Below are 15,289 nucleotides of genomic sequence, written 5' to 3' on the forward strand. Positions count from 1 at the left end.
CTAGCAGGATGCTGAAAATGGCCACCAACTTTGTTCTCGGCTCGAAAAAATCCTCAACGTACCCCAGAGGGTACGCCTCCGGTTTTGTCTCGCCTGCGGCCGCGTTGGATGGCCATTTTGAGTATCCTGACGAGCCAAAGCAAAACGCAAATTTGACCATCACGGAAATTTCTAATTTTGAATTTTTAATTTTAAATTGCGAGGCGAAGGCATGAGTTTCGCCGAGCGGATGCTTCGCATCGATCGCCGGATTATCTTTTTGCTGATCGGCATCTGCACGTTAATTCCTTTGCTGTACCCGGTGGGGCTGGCCATCAAGGTGTCGTCGGAGGTGCGTGGGGTCTACGACTACGTCGAGGCTCTCCCCGAAGGCTCGGTATTTTTGCTATCGCTGGATTTCGACCCTGCATCGAAACCCGAGTTGTACCCGCAGGCCATCGCGTTGCTTCGCCACGCCTTCAAGAAAAACCTGCGAGTGATTGGGATGACGCTCTGGGTGTCCGGCACGGGCATGGCCGATCAGGTGGTCACGCAGGTCGCCAAAGAGATGGGCAAGACCAGCGGGAAGGACTACATCTTTCTAGGATGGAGCCCGGGCGTCAGTTCCCTCATCATCTCGATGGGCCAGGATCTCTACAAGGCGTTTCCCAGCGATTACTATGGAAATCCGACGAAAGATCTGGCGGTCCTGAAGGGCGTTCAGACGTTGCGCGACGTCAATTATGTCGTGAGCCTCGCGGCCGGAACCGCCGGCATCGAGACGTGGTATGTCTTCGGGAAAGACAAATACCGGTTTGAACTCGGCGGGGGCTGTACGGGCGTCATTGCGCCGGGTCTCTATCCCTTGTTACGCAGTGGACAGATCAATGGCTTAATCGGCGGACTGCGCGGCGCAGCGGAGTATGAGGTACTGATCGGCCAAAAAGGCCGCGCGGTGGCCGGAATGGATGCTCAGTCCGCGACGCATTTTGCGATCATCGGCCTAGTCATTCTCTGCAACAGTTTTTATTTCCTCATTCGCAGCGGCAAACGAAGAGGTGAGGCATGAGCTTTGAGATGATTCTCGGCGCATGGGTCGCCACTGGCCTCACTCTTTTTATCTTCAGCTTCCTGTACAGGGACAATCCGCTCTTCAAGCTCGCCGAACATTTATACGTCGGCATTTCAGTCGGGTATACGATCGTCAAAGCGTATGACACGGTCGTCGTGCGGCTCATTTACGAACCGATGGTCAAGCAGGGCGATTGGTCGTTGTTGTTGCCGCTGGCCATCGGTCTGTTGATGCTGGCCCGGTACGCGCCGAAGGCCGCCTGGCTGTCTCGAATCGCTTTTGCGTTTGTGGTCGGCGTCGGGTCAGGGCTAGCGATTCCTCGCGTCATCTCTTCCTATGTGCTGAAGCAAATCGAAGATACTGTTCGACCGCTGGTGTCGATGGGCTCGGACGGCCTGACGTTCACGGCGAGCCTCTTGAGTCCGGCCAGTAATCTAAACGCCATCATCCTGTTGATCGGCGTCATCACCGTCCTGTTTTACTTCTTTTTCTCAGTCGAGCATACGGGACCCGTGCATCTCGCGGCGAGAACCGGCGTCATGTTTCTGATGATCTCCTTTGGAGCCGCCTTCGGGTACACCGTGATGGCCCGCATGTCTCTTCTCATCGGTCGCCTGGGCGATCTCATTGAATACGGCAGCCCGCAATATGGCAGCGCCACCGTGGTGCTCGGGCTGGTCACCATCGTCCTATTGATCGTCTGGAGCCGCCGCCAGAAGGAACATCCTTCCGACCAGCCTGAAGTCTAGCCTAGATAGTCATGCACGCCTGCTGCGATAGCCGATCCTCTCAACGGCGTTTCTCGTTCGGTGCCGCACTCAATGGCGGAGAGTTGCGGAGGACCCGCCGGCTCAGGTACCATCCTGATCGAGGAGTAATGTATTGCCATGAGTGAGTCACAGAAGCATTCGCCGCAGCCTCCACGATTGCGTAACTTGCAATTTTCGCCGATCAAGCAGCAGGACGAGCAGTACATCGTCCTCTGGGATCCCACCGGGCTGAGCGCTGAAAAATTAATCATTCCGCTGAACTATTTTTACTTGATGCAGTTTTTCGACGGCGAACATTCTCTCGAGCAAATTGGCGCCGAGTACTTGAAGAAGTTCGGAGAATTCATTCTGCCGGATCGAATGGCAAAACTGATTGCCGATTTGGATGAAAAATTGTTCCTCGAAGGTGAGCGCTTCGACACGGCGCGGAAGGCCGCCATTGAGGCCTATCGAGCGGCGCCGGTCAGGCCCGCTGCATATGCCGGGAAGTCCTATGCGGCTGAGCCGGAGCCACTGAAACGGGAACTCGAAGGGTTCTTCACCTCTAAGGAAGGTCCGGATTGGAAGCCGTCGCCTAATGCCGGCAAGGCCCTGAAAGGGATCGTTGCACCGCATTACGACCTGCGACAAGGCGGTCCCATCTATGCGTGGGCTTACAAAGAAGTGCAGGAAGCCGAGGTACCCGATCTCTTCGTGCTCATCGGCACCTGCCAGGCCGGCCTAGAACAGGGGTACGCGCTCACCGACAAGGATTTCGAAACACCGCTAGGCACGGTGCCCATTGATCGCCATGTGCTGGACCTTCTTCGGAAGAAAGGCGGGGCATCGTACTTTGACGAAGAGCTGAGTCATAAGAATGAGCATAGCCTCGAATTTCAATTGCCCTTCCTTCAACACACCGTAGGGATCAAAAAACCCTTTACCATCGTGCCAATTCTCACCGCATTTGCACCGGACGATCTCGCACATTCGGAGTTTCTCGAGAACGTCGAACGGTTCATTCGCACCATGAAGGACGCGCTGGCCGAATCCGGCAAAGCCGTCTGCTTCGTGGCCAGCGCAGAACTAGCCCATATCGGCTTGCGCTATGGCGACAATAAGCCTCCCACCGATTTTTCCTTCCATAAATGCATGCAATGGGACATGGAAATGCTGAAGCACGTCGAGCAACTGGATCCCGACGCCTTTGCCAGCTTCATTAGAAAAGAAGGCAACGCGCGTCGCATCTCCGGCTTCGCCGCAATCTATACGATGCTCAAACTGATGAAGGCGGAAAAAGGCGAGGTGCTACGCTACGACCGCGGCGTGACGGATCAGTTTAATTCGACGGTGACGTACGCCAGCGTGGTGTTCTACTAACAGGTCAGGCTGCTGAAAAAGATCCCCAACTGCGTTCTCGGGTCAAAACAATCCTCAACGTACCCCAGCGGGTACGCCTCCGGTTGTTTTTCGCCTGCGGCCTTGTTGGATGATCTTTTTGAGCAGCCTGTCATGATTTTGCACCCTCGGCCATCTCCGCTTCAAGGTAGAGCCACTCGGACCCATCTTAACGCTCCACGCCGGCTCATCGCATCTACTCACCGCTTTCCGAGTGATGTCATTGATGCATTGCTTGCGGCGTACAGTGAAATTGAGAACAACTATGCACTCCGGAAATGGAAAGCAAGTGAACTCGATGCAGGCCATTTCGTGGAGGCGGCGCGACGGATCATCGAACAAGCCTTGTTTAAATCACACACCCCGATTGGGAAGGAATTACCTGACTTTTCTGACGCTGAGCTCAAACGCTATGAACAGGCCTCCGGCGACGAATCTTTTCGCATTCTGATCCCTCGCATACTTAAAGCCGTTTACAATATCAGGAATAAGCGTGGGGTTGGTCATCTCGGCGTCGTATCTCCGAACGAAATGGATGCGACATATATACTCTACACCGTTAAATGGGTATTAGCAGAGCTCGTTCGTCTAACGTCGGGTGCTAACGTTAGGGAAATACAAGCGGCGGTTAACTCTATCGTTGAGCGCCATCTTACAGTTCTTTGGAAGCATGAAGGAATTGTAAGAATCTTAGCGAGCGGTTTGGCTACCCGCCAGGAAGTTCTTATTCTCCTGTATGATCGGAGTCCACAAGCCGAAGAGGAGCTTCGCTCAGTAGTCGAATATAAAAACGAAAGCAATTTCCGAAAAATACTCTCACGGCTCCACAAAGATCGCTTCATTGAATATGTCAGTACTATGGCGGTACACATCACCCCTAAAGGGGTGTTACAAGCTGAACAGGTATTGCTCAAGCTTCAGGAAAAGTGATGCCGGGCCAATAAAGGGGACTGTCTTATCTATTGAGCTAGTCTCAGCCGTGGCGGGGAGTTTCGGAGCGGCATCTGCAGCGCATGGCAAACCGCTCAGCGAAGCGAGGGGGTCCGCATCGCGGGCGGCACATGTCTGAGCGGCGGTCAGCACGCCGGAGTTTGAGCGCCAAGCAAGTTACCAAGCGTCGAGTGGTCCGCCGACGACTTGAGTGAGAGAGTCCCCATCACGGCTGCTCTTGCCATGGCTCTGTTTCTGATCTCAGTTACGCCGATCCGTGCGCTCCACTATCAACCCAGCAATTCTATCTCTATGAACATGGAAGAGTAGAGAGCCTGGGCGGAGCTGATCTGAAATGTCCGCCTAAGCTGGGCGCGTTCCCTTAGACTGCTCTATTTGCTCATCTGTCTTGGCGGGCTCACCAACGGCCACTGCGTCTTCGGTGGGAATGATGTGGGAGCCGCACTCACTGGCATAGACGGCGGTGAACTCGGCGCCGAAGAGTAAGACCTGCGAAGAGTAATACGCCCAGAATAGGATCATGACAAAGGACCCGGCGGCGCCATAGAGAGATACAATCGCACTTCTTCCGAGATATAGCACGATGAACTGCTTGCCGATGGTGAAGAGCACGGCGGTCACGATCGCGCCGGTCCACACATCGGACCAGGCCACCTTGGCTTTCGGTAGCAGCTTGAAGATCATGGCAAAGAGCAGCGTAATCACCCCGAAGGACACCAGCGAGATCACGGTTTGACCAAGAAGATCGGGACCGGGAATCCTGGATGAGAATGCCTGCCCGAAGGCGCTCAATCCGGCGCTGACCGCCATGGAGACGAGAAGTAGAAAAGCGGTTCCTAAGAGACCGAGGAGTGACAGGAACCGCTGTCTGACCCGTAGAAGGACACCCCCCGGAGATTTAGGTTCCACCCCCCAGATCGCGTTCAAAGCGTCTTGAAGTTGGTCGAAAGCGCCGGCTGCGGCAAAGAATAACGTGACGACGGCGGCACCTGTCGCAATGCCCCTCGATTCTGCACGTTGCCAGTTATCCAGCAGATCGTGGATGGCTCCGGCACTTCGTTCACCGATGAATCCTTCAATTTGCTTAATCAGATAGGGTTCGGCGTTCGGTCCGACGATGAGCGCCGCAATTTCAAGCACGACGACGATGAGCGGAATGACGGAAAACGTCGTGTAATAGGCAAGCGCTGCTCCAAATCGCAAGACCGGATCGTCGTTCCATTTCGAGACGGTTTTCTTAATGAGTGCCCGAAAGGTTCGCGGGTCCCGCAGGCTGAGACTGATGGGGGACGGCGTATATCTGCCGTGGCGCGGGGTTTCCTCCTCCTCGTCCGTTTGTCGCGGGCCCACGTATCACCATGATTGTGTGGCTCGAAGTATGTCTCCTCACTTTACGGAAGTTCCGAAACTAGCGGTAAGAGGGTCCGCCTGCAGATTCCCGTACAAAGCTGGCCTACAGTATGGAGTCGTCTTAAAGGGCACTAAACGACCGGCCTATTGAATGATTTTTATACGTAAGTAAAATAGGGGCACATTTAGCCTGCCTAAAGGAGGTTCTATGTTACTGTTCAGATACGCACCATCTATTTTTACCGCCGCGTTTCTCTTAGGAGGCTGCACATCAGTTGGAAACCTCGGCATTGTTACCAAGCCATCAGCAAATAATGTTGGTCTCCTAAGAAACGGTACTTCCTTTCAAGAGCTTGGGACGGTTGAGGCGACTGTATGCCGCCATTTCATTGTTGCGGTCATTCCATTCGGCAACTCTACATTTTCAAAAGCAGTAGAAAAGGCTCTTTCTGAAAGGGGCGGTGATGCGTTGATAAATGTCACCGTTTCAACAAGCCTGTACGGCTTCATTCCAATCTATAACGTGTACAGTTTCACCTGCACGACAGTAAATGGTGTTGCAGTGAAGTTTGCGGAAAAAGCTCGCAGCTAAAGAGTCATCCACCTCTGAATAGGAGGATTTATGTCCGTGTTTGGCTGTTTTGATCTGCGCCTTATTCTAGTTGTTTTTATGGCCACTGTATTGGCCGCTTGCAGCACTAAACATATCCCTATTAGTCCAGAACATGTGAAAGCGCTCCCGTCAAGGACCGTTAGCGTGGTGCACTACAACCCGGAGCCGTTCATGGTCTGGCGGGGAGAACAAAAAGCCAGAAGCGTTGCCTTAGGGTTCTTTGCCTTAATCGGAGGGGTGATTGAGGGAGGCATGCAACTGGCTGATGCTAAAGAAGAGGGAGCCAAATTCATATCACAGACTCAACTAACAGACCCATTACCCAAGTGCAGGCGCGTTTCTTAGAGGTTTGGCTGCCCGAATTAGGATTGAGAGAACTGACGGAGTCTCAATTAGCAGCCGATAATGATGAGGGGAGCCTCCAAAAAAGGTTCAGGACCGATTATGTGCTTGATTTCAAGACGACAGGTTGGGCGATTACATTCGTTCCAAGCGCATTTTCGAGCCAGGTGAAGACATTTCGGGCGATCTATGCAGCACGTGCGCGCTTGATTCGACTTCCTGAGAACACCGTCGAATGGGAGGAGGTGTGCACCTATGATCGAGACAGCAGTCTTACGCCTGTTCTGCCCCTTGCTGAGTTATTAGGCCCGGATAACGGTACGAAGGCAAAGGCTGCCATGCAGACATTGGCGATGAATTGTGCCGATTTGCTATGGCGCCAATTCTTTGGACGCAGCACAGGACCCGATTTACCTATGCCAACTTATTCAGTGAACGTTATTAAGTAACAGTCATGAAAAGGGCTGTGCCGATGAAGAAAGGAACGGCCGTGACGCTGCTGGGTTCTCTCCTTGCTGTCGGATCCGGCTGTAGTGCGACACCAAAGCCCACTAGTGATCTTCCCCCGAATTCATGGACACCGAGTTAAGACCGTCTCGCCATCGCTTCGAACTCGGCGGGGGATCGATAACCGAGGGTCGAATGACGGCGGGCCCGATTGTAGAAAACTTCCAGCCACTCAAAGATGTCCTGCTTGGCCTCCGCCCGTGTCCGATACCGTCGATGGTGCACGAGCTCCGTTTTCAATGTATGAAAGAAGCTTTCAACGACGGCATTGTCCCAGCAGTTGGCGCGTCGGCTCATACTGACTGTGATGCCCTGGGTCGTGAGCCGCGCGCGGTAGGCGGTGGCGGCGTACTGCGCCCCGCGGTCGGTATGATGCAGGAGTCCTTCCGCGGGCTGTCGGTGCCCCAACGCCATCGTCAGCGCTTCATGGGCCAACGCCTCCGTGAGCCGGCTGCCCATCGCCCAGGCAATGGCCCGGCGCGAGTAGAGATCCAGCACAATGGCCAAATACAGCCAGCCCTCCTCGGTCCAGACATAGGTGATGTCCCCCGCCCAGACCCGATTAGGCGCGGCCACGGCAAACTGACGATTGAGCGTGTTCGGGGCCACGGGATGCGCATGAGCAGAATCCGTCGTGGCCCGCCACTTCTTCACCATCTTGGCGCGGATGGCGTGCGCCCGCATGAGCCGCGCGACCCGGTGTTCACCAACCCGGTGTCCGTGCGCTCGGAGCGTCGCATGGACCCGGGGGCTCCCGTACGTCTGCCGCGACTCGGCATGAATCACTCGGATCGCGGTTACCAGCTGCCGATTCTCCGCTCCGCGATGACTCTCCCGTCGAGACGCCCAGGCATAGTAGCCCGCAGACGAGATGGCCAGGGCCTGACACATCAACGTCACTGGAAAGCGGCCGGCATGCGCCCGAATGGCCCGGCATCTCATCGCGGGGCTTTCGCGAAGTATGCCGCCACACTTTTTAAAAAATCCCGCTCCTGCGTCACACGGGTGAGCTCCCGCGTGAGCCGCGCCAACTCCTCCTCGTGGGGCTTCCGACGCCCCTTCCCCGGAAAGGAGTCGGCCGGATCGCTGGCCAGTTCCTGCTTCCAGCGGCGCAGCACATTGGGCCGGAGGCCGAGGTCTCGCGCCACCTGGGCCACTGGATTCCGGCTCTCCGTCACGAGTTTGACGGCCTCGACCTTGAACTCTCGCGTAAATGATCGTCTGACTTTGCTCATCGTGCACACCTCAAAGGTTAGCATGATCCACCCTTTTCGAGGTGTCCACTAAATTGGGGGAAGATCGCTAGATACTATCAAGCGCGATGGGCAAAGCCTGTCGATGTCGTAAAATTACCGGGACTTAATGCCTTGGCAATGTACGGGTTTGAGATCACTAAGAACGAAGCACTGTATATCGAGGGATATGTACCTCGGACCTGGTGGGGGGAGTTATGCGCCCCTGGAGGAGAGACGACTGGCGTATGGCTAGAGCAAATGGGTCATCATAACCAGGGTGTCAATCACTACAGCTAAATCGTTCTTTGGGATAGGGTGTCAGAAGGACTGGACTGACCCTCTGTTGGACGAAATGTTTAAAAGCTTGAGAGGTGGCCCTGAGGTTAATAAGTGATCCCCAGGGATTTTAATTGGACCGTAACGTGATACTGATCCGGTCTGATTCCAATTTTCATTTAAGATAGCGTCCGTCACGTCTCCTTCTCCGTCTGCCTGCCTCGAATCTCCTCCATCAATCGCGGTGAGATCTCGCCGGCTTTTGAGAAGTCCTGTTTGGCGTTAGTGGGTTCGTTAAGCGCGAGGTATACGAGGCCGCGTGCCAGGTACGCTTCGGCATTCGTGGTGTCGAGTGTAATGGAGATGGAGGTATCGGTGAGGGCGCCGATCAGATCTCCAGTTTCGAGCTTAGCCAGGCCCCGCAATAGATATGGCTCGGCATAGCGAGGGGCGATGGAGACCGCACGGGTCGTATCCTCGAGCACGGCTTGGTATTTATGCAGTGTCAGTTCCACCCGGCCGCGCGCGGCATAGGCGTATTCATAGTTCGGGCTCAGTTCGATCGCGCGCGCCAAATCATCCAACGCACCTTGAGGATCTTCCAGCAGAAACTTCGCCCAGCCGCGATTGGCATAGACAATGGGATCGTGAGGAGCGAGGCGAATAGCCGCCGAATAGTCGTGTATGGCCTCGGAGAGATCGCCGAGGGAGAGCCTTGTCTTGCCTCGTGCAAAATAGGTTTGGGCATTATCTTCGCCCATCGAGATGGCCCGACTTAGATCGTCGAGCGCGGCGGCAAGTTGACGTGTCTTGATGTGCGCTTCGGCTCTCAAGACATACGCCGCCGTGAGGGAGGGATTGTAATGCAACGCTTTCGATAGATCGATGACCGCGCCGGTTGCATCGTCCTGGAGCAGTTTGGCCCATCCACGATTGACATAGGCATCGGCGTGCTGAGGGTTGTACGAGAGGGCTGCCTCCGCATCATGATGAGCCCCATGAATGTCACCAAGCTGAATTTTGACGTGACTGCGGTTGGTCAGGACCTCGGCATCAGCGGATTGCAGTGCCACGACCTGGTTGTAATCGTTTAGTGCGTCCGACCAGGCACCGATATCTACATGGACTGCTCCGCGTAACAGATAGGCCCAGGCATTATTCGGTGCCAGTGCGATCATGTGAGATAAATCCTCTAGCGCTCCCTGAGAATCACCCATTTTGCGCTTGGTGCCGGCCCGATTTGCATAGGCCAAGACGTTGGTTGGAGACAAGCGAATCGCCTCTGTCGTGTCGTTGACCGAGCCTGCATAGTCCATGAGGTTGTATTTCGCGACCGCACGAATCACATAAGTGTCCGTCTGGTTTGGATTTAAGCGGAGTGATTCCGACGCGTCGGTGATTGCGCCAATGTAATCGCCCGTCTGAAGTTTCACCGTGGCCCGGGTCGTATAGGGGACCGGTTGTTGTGGGGACAATTCGATCGCGCGTGATACGTCTTCCATCGACCCGGCATACTCTCTCACGCGATATTTGGAGACGGCACGAGCGGTGTAGAAATCGGCTTCGCCTTTCACCTCAGTCGACTCATCAGTCTTTCCCGCCGAGAAAGGACTCATCGATGTGTTGGGCTGGCCGACATGCGTACATGCCGCAAGCAGGGTCACCCAGGTACCGTGCCAGAAGAGTCGCGAACAATGCTTTAGCCAGTGTGTCGACACAATGCCCCCTTTGGGTGCATTGTGGGTGATACGGCTGCTATCTGCCTATCATTGTCTTAGGAAATAAGCGTGAAAGGTTGCGCTTACACCAAACGTGGTAGTACCCGCCCATGTGGGTGTAAATGTCGTATAGTAAATAGTAAATTGACGAGGTGAAGAGGCGGCGCTAATTGAGGGAAATGCTAATCAATTGATCAGGGCCACAGAAAATGAAGTGGTCATCCATCGCTTACTCTCTGACCGTGATGGTCATTTCTACCGGTTCTAGAGGATTGTCTCGCTCATCTCGTGGCAGAGCCACAATTTTATCAAGGACTTCGACACCTCGATAGACTTCGCCGAACACTGTATAGCGCCGATCCAATCCGCTCGCATCCGCTACACAAATAAAAAACTGTGACCCACTATCGTTGAAGTCGCGCGTGCTGTTACTTTCGCGCGGCATTTTCGCCATGGACAGTGCACCACGCTTATGCGGCTGATCGTTCGGTTCGGGAGGAAGCCCATATCCGGGCCCACCAGTGCCATGCAACTCCCGCTCAGGCAACTTGCTGGCCGGATCGCCGCCTTGGATCATAAAGCCTGGGATGACGCGGTGGAAGCGAATGCCGTTGTAAAATCCCATCTTGACGAGATTGATGAAATTTTCGACGTGTCGGGGGGCCGCATCGGGATAGAACTTGACGAGCATGTCGCCAAATTTCGTCGAAATGACGGCACGCGGATTCTTCTTTTCAAATTGCAATCCCACGGGGGAAATTTATCAGCACTGGCCATCATTACGCAAGATAACAACGGTCGCTCCGAAGAAGGAGTCACGAAAAGCTTGAGAGAGGATTAAGCCCACTCATCCTCTTGCGCCTTGCGGCTCGGCCAAATTCCTTCTCCCGGTTTGATTTGGCTCCACATCAAGCCGCCGGCAAGCGCGACACACGCGGCGACTCCAAGTGCTCCAGACCAGCCAATCTGCTGCGCTAACCAGGGGGTTAGAGTGGGTGAGAGGACACCTCCAAGGTTGGCGCCGGTATTCATGAGGCCGGAGAGCGCTCCGGCGTGGCGCTTTGATAAATCCACCGTTGATGACCAGTACGCACCGACCGGAAAGTAGAGCCATCCTGCACCACATGAGAGGAGTGCGATGGCGGCATAGGGTGAGTCTGTAAATGCGCCTAGTACGATAGATACGGCTGCCAAGACCATTCCGGTCCCGCCGACGAGAGCCCGCCCTCGGTTAATACCCCATCGCATAGCCAGCCGATCCGTGACCCACCCTCCCACCGGACAGAACACCGCCATGGCGACAAACGGGGCGGAGGCGAACACCGCGCCGCGGAGAACTCCGAACCCGCGCACATTCACAAGGTACAGATAAAACCATGACATGTACACATAAGCGACATAGCCGAGGCAGCTATAGCTCAGCACGAGCCACCAAACTGTCCGGGTTCTGGCAATCTGCGCCCAAGTCGGGCTCATGGCGGCGGCCGATTCCTTCGCAGCCGGCGGTGTTTCTATCAGCGCGACTTCCGCTGCATTGACATGAGGATGGTCTCGAGGCTGGTCGGAGGCGTAAAGAAACCAGGCCAGGGCAACGACTAAGCCTAACAGTGCGGCAGCATAAAAGGCGGTCTGCCAGCCGAAGTTCACCATGATCCATGCCGTGACCGGCGGCGTTATGGCGGACCCAACGCCGATACCGCCGATGGCGATTCCAATGCCGAGCCCTCGCTCATGGGGAGCCAACCAGTTCCCGACAGTGCGATTGAAGTTTGGAAGCGCGGCCGCCTCACCGATGCCGACCAGGAACCGTACCAGGATCAGCGATCCAAGCGGGCCGATCAGATAGACAAGAGGAAGCACGGCCGCCACGGCGGTCAGCGCCGTAAAAATCGACCACCAAATAATCGCCACAGTCAGCACGCGTTTGGCGCCCAAACGATCGCCTAACCATCCTCCAGGGATTTGGCATAAGGCATAGCCGAACACGAATGCCGAAAAGACCTGCCCCATTTGTAGATCCGTCAGTCCAAGTGCAGGCATCATCTGGCGAGCGGTCACGGAAATGTTGACGCGATCGATATAGGTCACGACACTGATGGCAAACAGGAGGCCGGCAATGCGCCATCGGATGCGGGTCGGGGCGGCGTTGGTCATGGATTGGTCACGGTGATCATTGAACGCTTTATTGAAAGGGGCTGGCGAGGCACTCTACTTAGCATAGAGACAGGAATCAAGCGTACGGCGTCAATCAGTTGGACGACGGTGCCGTTTGACGGCGATCATAAGAACCGGTTATAGAAGATCACCTTATGCTGAGTGAAGTGCAAAGACGACGGCGTCGGCGACGTTCCCGTCGTCTCTTTTGGATCATCACGCTAGGAGTCTTGGCTCTCGGTAGTGTGCTGTTAGTTCGGACGCTGGCGCTCACATCTCGGCAGATTCCCGTTCTCCCTGGACCACCCATTCAAATCGATGTCGATGCCGCTGCCGCTCGGCTGGCGCAGGCAGTATCGTTTCGGACTATCTCCTATCAAGACCATTCGCAGTTCAATCGTGACGCGTTTACCGGCTTGCATCAATATCTCATCAAGGCGTTTCCGGAGACGCATCGAACGCTTCAGCGGGAGCTGATCAACGACTACAGTCTGCTGTACCTGTGGGTAGGAACGGACCCGACGCTTCCCCCCGTACTTTTGCTGGGCCATATGGATGTCGTGCCGGTCGAGATAGAAACCGAGAATGAATGGACGTATCCACCGTTCTCAGGAACCGTCGCCGATGGTTACATTTGGGGACGGGGCACGATGGATGACAAAGCCGCCGTGCTTGGACCTCTGGAAGCGGTGGAACACCTGCTTCGTCAACGCTATACGCCCCGGCGTACGGTATTACTGGCGTTCGGCCATGATGAAGAAGTCGGCGGGCAGGCCGGCGCCAAATCCATTGCCGCGCGGTTGGCACAAACTGGAGTGCGCCCCGCTCTGATCCTCGATGAAGGGATGGCGCTTCTCGAGGGAATTGTACCAGGGGTCGATCGTCCGATTGCTTCGATTGGCCTTGCCGAAAAGGGTTATCTGAGCGTCGAGGTCACCGCCGAGGGGGCCGGAGGACATTCCTCGATGCCGCCGGCGCAGACAAGTGTCGGTATTCTGGCGTCGGCCATCCAGGCGCTGGAATCCCATCCCATGCCCGCGCATACCGATGGACCGGCGGGAGCGCTGTTTCAGTTTCTCGGACCCGAAATGTCAACGGGCCATCGCGTGGGGCTGGCAAATCTCTGGCTGTTTGATCCGGTTCTGAAACTGCTGCTGGATAGAAGCGCCCCGACGAGAGCATTGATCCGAACCACCTTCGCGCCCACCATGCTCGATGGAAGCAGCAAAGAAAATGTCCTGCCTTCACGGCCGCGAGCGGTCGTCAATGTTCGGGTTCATCCATCAGATAGTATTGAAGGTGTCATCGAACATATCACTCGTGTCATTGGTGATCCACGTGTCATCGTGCGCCGTCTTCCAGGAATTATCAGCGAACCGTCCGCTGTCTCACCGATAGAGTCCCAGGCATTTACCACCCTCCAGCATACGATCGGCCAACAATTTCGTGATGTGATCGTGGCTCCAGGGCTCGTCTTGGGCGCCACGGACTCGCGCCATTATCAATCGCTCAGTCAGCATATCTATCGGTTTCTTCCTCTTCGTGTGACTGCTCAGGACATGGTGCGCATTCATGGTGTCAACGAACGGCTGGCCGTCGGCAACTACGCCGATGTGATTGCGTTTTACATACGTCTCATCCGCAACTTTAACGAGTAACATTGACGTTTTTATTCGGTGGTCGAATGCGCATGAACGGTTAGCCTCAGTTCTGGGGAGAGCCGGACGTCTGTCTTCAACATGGTTGCCATGTGTTCCAACGCCGCCGTATTCGCGCGTGCATTGGTGGATAGGACACAGTCGGATGGGACGGTGAGTTCGAACTCGCGCATATAAGCATCGGCCGCTGTGTGAAGAACGCAACTATTGCCGGCCACCCCCGTGAGGATCAGACGCCTTACATTCAGATAGGTGAGCAGCAGTTCGAGTGGCGTGGCGTAGAAACCGGAATGCTTCGGCTTTAGGACGAAATAATCATCCTCCTCCGGGGACAGTATCTTCGTGACTTCTTTTCCCCTGCATGGCTCTTCAAGGCATCGCGCGACTACTTTTCTAAAGTCGGATTGCCATTTCCCGAAATTGTCATTCACATAGATCACGGGATACCCGGCGCCCTTCACCCGTCGCTTCAACGCGGCGATGCGTTCAGCCATGCCAATAATAGCCGGAAACATGGTCATTGCATCCGGAAACGAAAATTCATTAATCATGTCGATGATCAATAGGCCGGTATGCGCCGTATCCGGCACATTGCCATGGAGATCGTGTCGACTGTTACGAGACATCAGGCCTTTCGGTCCTCCGTTCGTCTTCCGTCAGTTTGCGACGGATTTGCTTGAGGTCTTCCACGAATTGTCGATACTCCGCCTCTTGCTGCACTCGGTCGGGATGGCGAAGAATCGAAGATGGATGAATTGTGACATACGTGGCCGGCCCCCACTCAGTTCTCATGAATTTCCCGCGAGTTTCATTGATGCGCACGACTTTGCCGAACACCGACTGCGCGGCGGTCGCTCCGAGGCACACCAGAATATGCGGATGGATCGCGTTCAATTCCGCGGCGAGCCATGGACGACAAGCCGCAACCTCTGCGGACGACGGGCGTTTATGTTTGCGACGCTTGCCCTGCGGCTCCCATTTGAAATGCTTGACCGCGTTCGTAATGTAGACCTTGTTGCGATCAAGACCGGCTTCCAAGAGTGCTTTGTCGAGCAAGCGGCCGGCGGGTCCGACAAAGGGATGCCCCTGCAAGTCTTCCTGATCGCCGGGCTGTTCGCCGACGAAGATAATGGTGGCGTCGTAAGCGCCCTCTCCAAACACCGTCTGAGTTGCCTGTTGATACAGATCGCAGCCGGTGCAAGATTTCGCCGCCTGCCGTAAGTTCGGCAGTGCCGGTGTAGAAGGAATGAAATCAGCCGCGGAACGTGTGAGTGGTCGTTTCGCCAT

16 protein-coding genes are annotated in these 15,289 nt (G+C 55.3%); 9 read left to right on the top strand and 7 right to left on the bottom strand.

Going from position 1 to position 15,289, the window contains the following annotated elements; all coding sequences use genetic code 11:
* Positions 1-17: 17 nt before the first annotated feature.
* From ACWHYZ_RS08400 to ACWHYZ_RS08420, 5 genes are all read left to right on the top strand, one after another.
* Positions 18-215 (top strand): hypothetical protein, encoded by a 198-nt coding sequence (locus ACWHYZ_RS08400; RefSeq protein ID WP_447986829.1) that lies wholly within the window; start codon positions 18-20, stop codon positions 213-215.
* Positions 212-1,048, top strand: a complete 837-nt coding sequence (locus tag ACWHYZ_RS08405; RefSeq protein WP_447986830.1) for a hypothetical protein — start codon at positions 212-214, stop codon at positions 1,046-1,048. The genes ACWHYZ_RS08400 and ACWHYZ_RS08405 overlap by 4 nt, the downstream gene beginning before the upstream one ends.
* On the top strand, positions 1,045-1,800 hold the full coding sequence (locus ACWHYZ_RS08410; protein ID WP_447986831.1) for a hypothetical protein: 756 nt from the start codon (positions 1,045-1,047) through the stop codon (positions 1,798-1,800). Before ACWHYZ_RS08405 ends, ACWHYZ_RS08410 begins: the two co-directional genes overlap by 4 nt.
* A gap of 138 nt (positions 1,801-1,938) precedes the next feature.
* Positions 1,939-3,180: an AmmeMemoRadiSam system protein B gene (amrB, locus tag ACWHYZ_RS08415; RefSeq protein ID WP_447986832.1), complete on the top strand. Its 1,242-nt coding sequence runs from the start codon at positions 1,939-1,941 to the stop codon at positions 3,178-3,180.
* A 105-nt stretch (positions 3,181-3,285) separates the two neighbouring features.
* Positions 3,286-4,128, top strand: coding sequence for a hypothetical protein (locus tag ACWHYZ_RS08420; protein WP_447986833.1), 843 nt, complete (start codon positions 3,286-3,288; stop codon positions 4,126-4,128).
* A gap of 363 nt (positions 4,129-4,491) precedes the next feature.
* On the opposite strand, the gene ACWHYZ_RS08425 is transcribed toward ACWHYZ_RS08420, so the two are convergent.
* On the bottom strand, positions 4,492-5,499 hold the full coding sequence (locus ACWHYZ_RS08425; RefSeq protein ID WP_447986834.1) for a YihY/virulence factor BrkB family protein: 1,008 nt from the start codon (positions 5,497-5,499) through the stop codon (positions 4,492-4,494).
* 208 nt (positions 5,500-5,707) lie between these two features.
* On the opposite strand from ACWHYZ_RS08425, the gene ACWHYZ_RS08430 reads away from it, so the two are divergent.
* From ACWHYZ_RS08430 to ACWHYZ_RS08440, 3 genes are all read left to right on the top strand, one after another.
* Positions 5,708-6,091 carry a hypothetical protein gene (locus ACWHYZ_RS08430; RefSeq protein WP_447986835.1) on the top strand — a complete coding sequence of 128 codons (384 nt, stop codon included), beginning with the start codon at positions 5,708-5,710 and terminating at the stop codon, positions 6,089-6,091.
* Positions 6,092-6,121: 30 nt separating this feature from the next.
* Positions 6,122-6,457 (top strand): hypothetical protein, encoded by a 336-nt coding sequence (locus tag ACWHYZ_RS08435; protein WP_447986836.1) that lies wholly within the window; start codon positions 6,122-6,124, stop codon positions 6,455-6,457.
* Between the two features lie 101 nt (positions 6,458-6,558).
* Positions 6,559-6,903, top strand: coding sequence for a hypothetical protein (locus ACWHYZ_RS08440; RefSeq protein ID WP_447986837.1), 345 nt, complete (start codon positions 6,559-6,561; stop codon positions 6,901-6,903).
* Between the two features lie 136 nt (positions 6,904-7,039).
* Here the strand turns inward: ACWHYZ_RS08440 and ACWHYZ_RS08445 are convergent.
* The 4 genes from ACWHYZ_RS08445 to ACWHYZ_RS08460 form a co-directional block, all read right to left on the bottom strand.
* A protein-coding gene (locus ACWHYZ_RS08445) for an IS3 family transposase (protein ID WP_447985459.1) occupies positions 7,040-8,196 on the bottom strand; the annotation gives its coding sequence in 2 pieces (ribosomal slippage) (positions 7,040-7,923 and positions 7,923-8,196; 1,158 coding nt in all).
* 470 nt (positions 8,197-8,666) lie between these two features.
* Complete coding sequence (locus ACWHYZ_RS08450) at positions 8,667-10,190, bottom strand: tetratricopeptide repeat protein (RefSeq protein WP_447986838.1); 1,524 nt, start codon at positions 10,188-10,190, stop codon at positions 8,667-8,669.
* Positions 10,191-10,419: 229 nt separating this feature from the next.
* A complete protein-coding gene (locus tag ACWHYZ_RS08455; protein WP_447986839.1) occupies positions 10,420-10,941 on the bottom strand; it encodes a peptidylprolyl isomerase in 522 nt (173 codons plus the stop codon).
* A gap of 86 nt (positions 10,942-11,027) precedes the next feature.
* Positions 11,028-12,344, bottom strand: coding sequence for an MFS transporter (locus ACWHYZ_RS08460; protein WP_447986840.1), 1,317 nt, complete (start codon positions 12,342-12,344; stop codon positions 11,028-11,030).
* 155 nt (positions 12,345-12,499) lie between these two features.
* Here ACWHYZ_RS08460 and ACWHYZ_RS08465 point away from each other — a divergent pair, with 155 nt between their 5' ends.
* Positions 12,500-14,002: a M20 family peptidase gene (locus tag ACWHYZ_RS08465; protein ID WP_447986841.1), complete on the top strand. Its 1,503-nt coding sequence runs from the start codon at positions 12,500-12,502 to the stop codon at positions 14,000-14,002.
* Positions 14,003-14,013: 11 nt separating this feature from the next.
* Here ACWHYZ_RS08465 and ACWHYZ_RS08470 read toward each other — a convergent pair whose 3' ends face one another.
* Both ACWHYZ_RS08470 and ACWHYZ_RS08475 read right to left on the bottom strand, forming a co-directional pair.
* Positions 14,014-14,628 carry an isochorismatase family cysteine hydrolase gene (locus ACWHYZ_RS08470; protein WP_447986842.1) on the bottom strand — a complete coding sequence of 205 codons (615 nt, stop codon included), beginning with the start codon at positions 14,626-14,628 and terminating at the stop codon, positions 14,014-14,016.
* Positions 14,618-15,289, bottom strand: a complete 672-nt coding sequence (locus ACWHYZ_RS08475; protein WP_447986843.1) for a UdgX family uracil-DNA binding protein — start codon at positions 15,287-15,289, stop codon at positions 14,618-14,620. The genes ACWHYZ_RS08470 and ACWHYZ_RS08475 overlap by 11 nt, the downstream gene beginning before the upstream one ends.

The sequence above is a fragment of the Nitrospira sp. Nam74 genome (assembly GCF_965152615.1).

Excerpts from the sequence above, each read along its gene's own strand:
- ACWHYZ_RS08435 (WP_447986836.1), top strand. The coding sequence starts at position 6,122 with ATGTCCGTGTTTGGCTGTTTTGATCTGCGCCTTATTCTAGTTGTTTTT.
- amrB (WP_447986832.1), top strand. The coding sequence starts at position 1,939 with ATGAGTGAGTCACAGAAGCATTCGCCGCAGCCTCCACGATTGCGTAAC.
- ACWHYZ_RS08460 (WP_447986840.1), bottom strand. The coding sequence starts at position 12,344 with ATGACCAACGCCGCCCCGACCCGCATCCGATGGCGCATTGCCGGCCTC.
- ACWHYZ_RS08430 (WP_447986835.1), top strand. The coding sequence starts at position 5,708 with ATGTTACTGTTCAGATACGCACCATCTATTTTTACCGCCGCGTTTCTC.
- ACWHYZ_RS08470 (WP_447986842.1), bottom strand. The coding sequence starts at position 14,628 with ATGTCTCGTAACAGTCGACACGATCTCCATGGCAATGTGCCGGATACG.
- ACWHYZ_RS08400 (WP_447986829.1), top strand. The coding sequence starts at position 18 with ATGGCCACCAACTTTGTTCTCGGCTCGAAAAAATCCTCAACGTACCCC.
- ACWHYZ_RS08410 (WP_447986831.1), top strand. The coding sequence starts at position 1,045 with ATGAGCTTTGAGATGATTCTCGGCGCATGGGTCGCCACTGGCCTCACT.
- ACWHYZ_RS08475 (WP_447986843.1), bottom strand. The coding sequence starts at position 15,289 with ATGGCGAAACGACCACTCACACGTTCCGCGGCTGATTTCATTCCTTCT.
- ACWHYZ_RS08465 (WP_447986841.1), top strand. The coding sequence starts at position 12,500 with ATGCTGAGTGAAGTGCAAAGACGACGGCGTCGGCGACGTTCCCGTCGT.
- ACWHYZ_RS08405 (WP_447986830.1), top strand. The coding sequence starts at position 212 with ATGAGTTTCGCCGAGCGGATGCTTCGCATCGATCGCCGGATTATCTTT.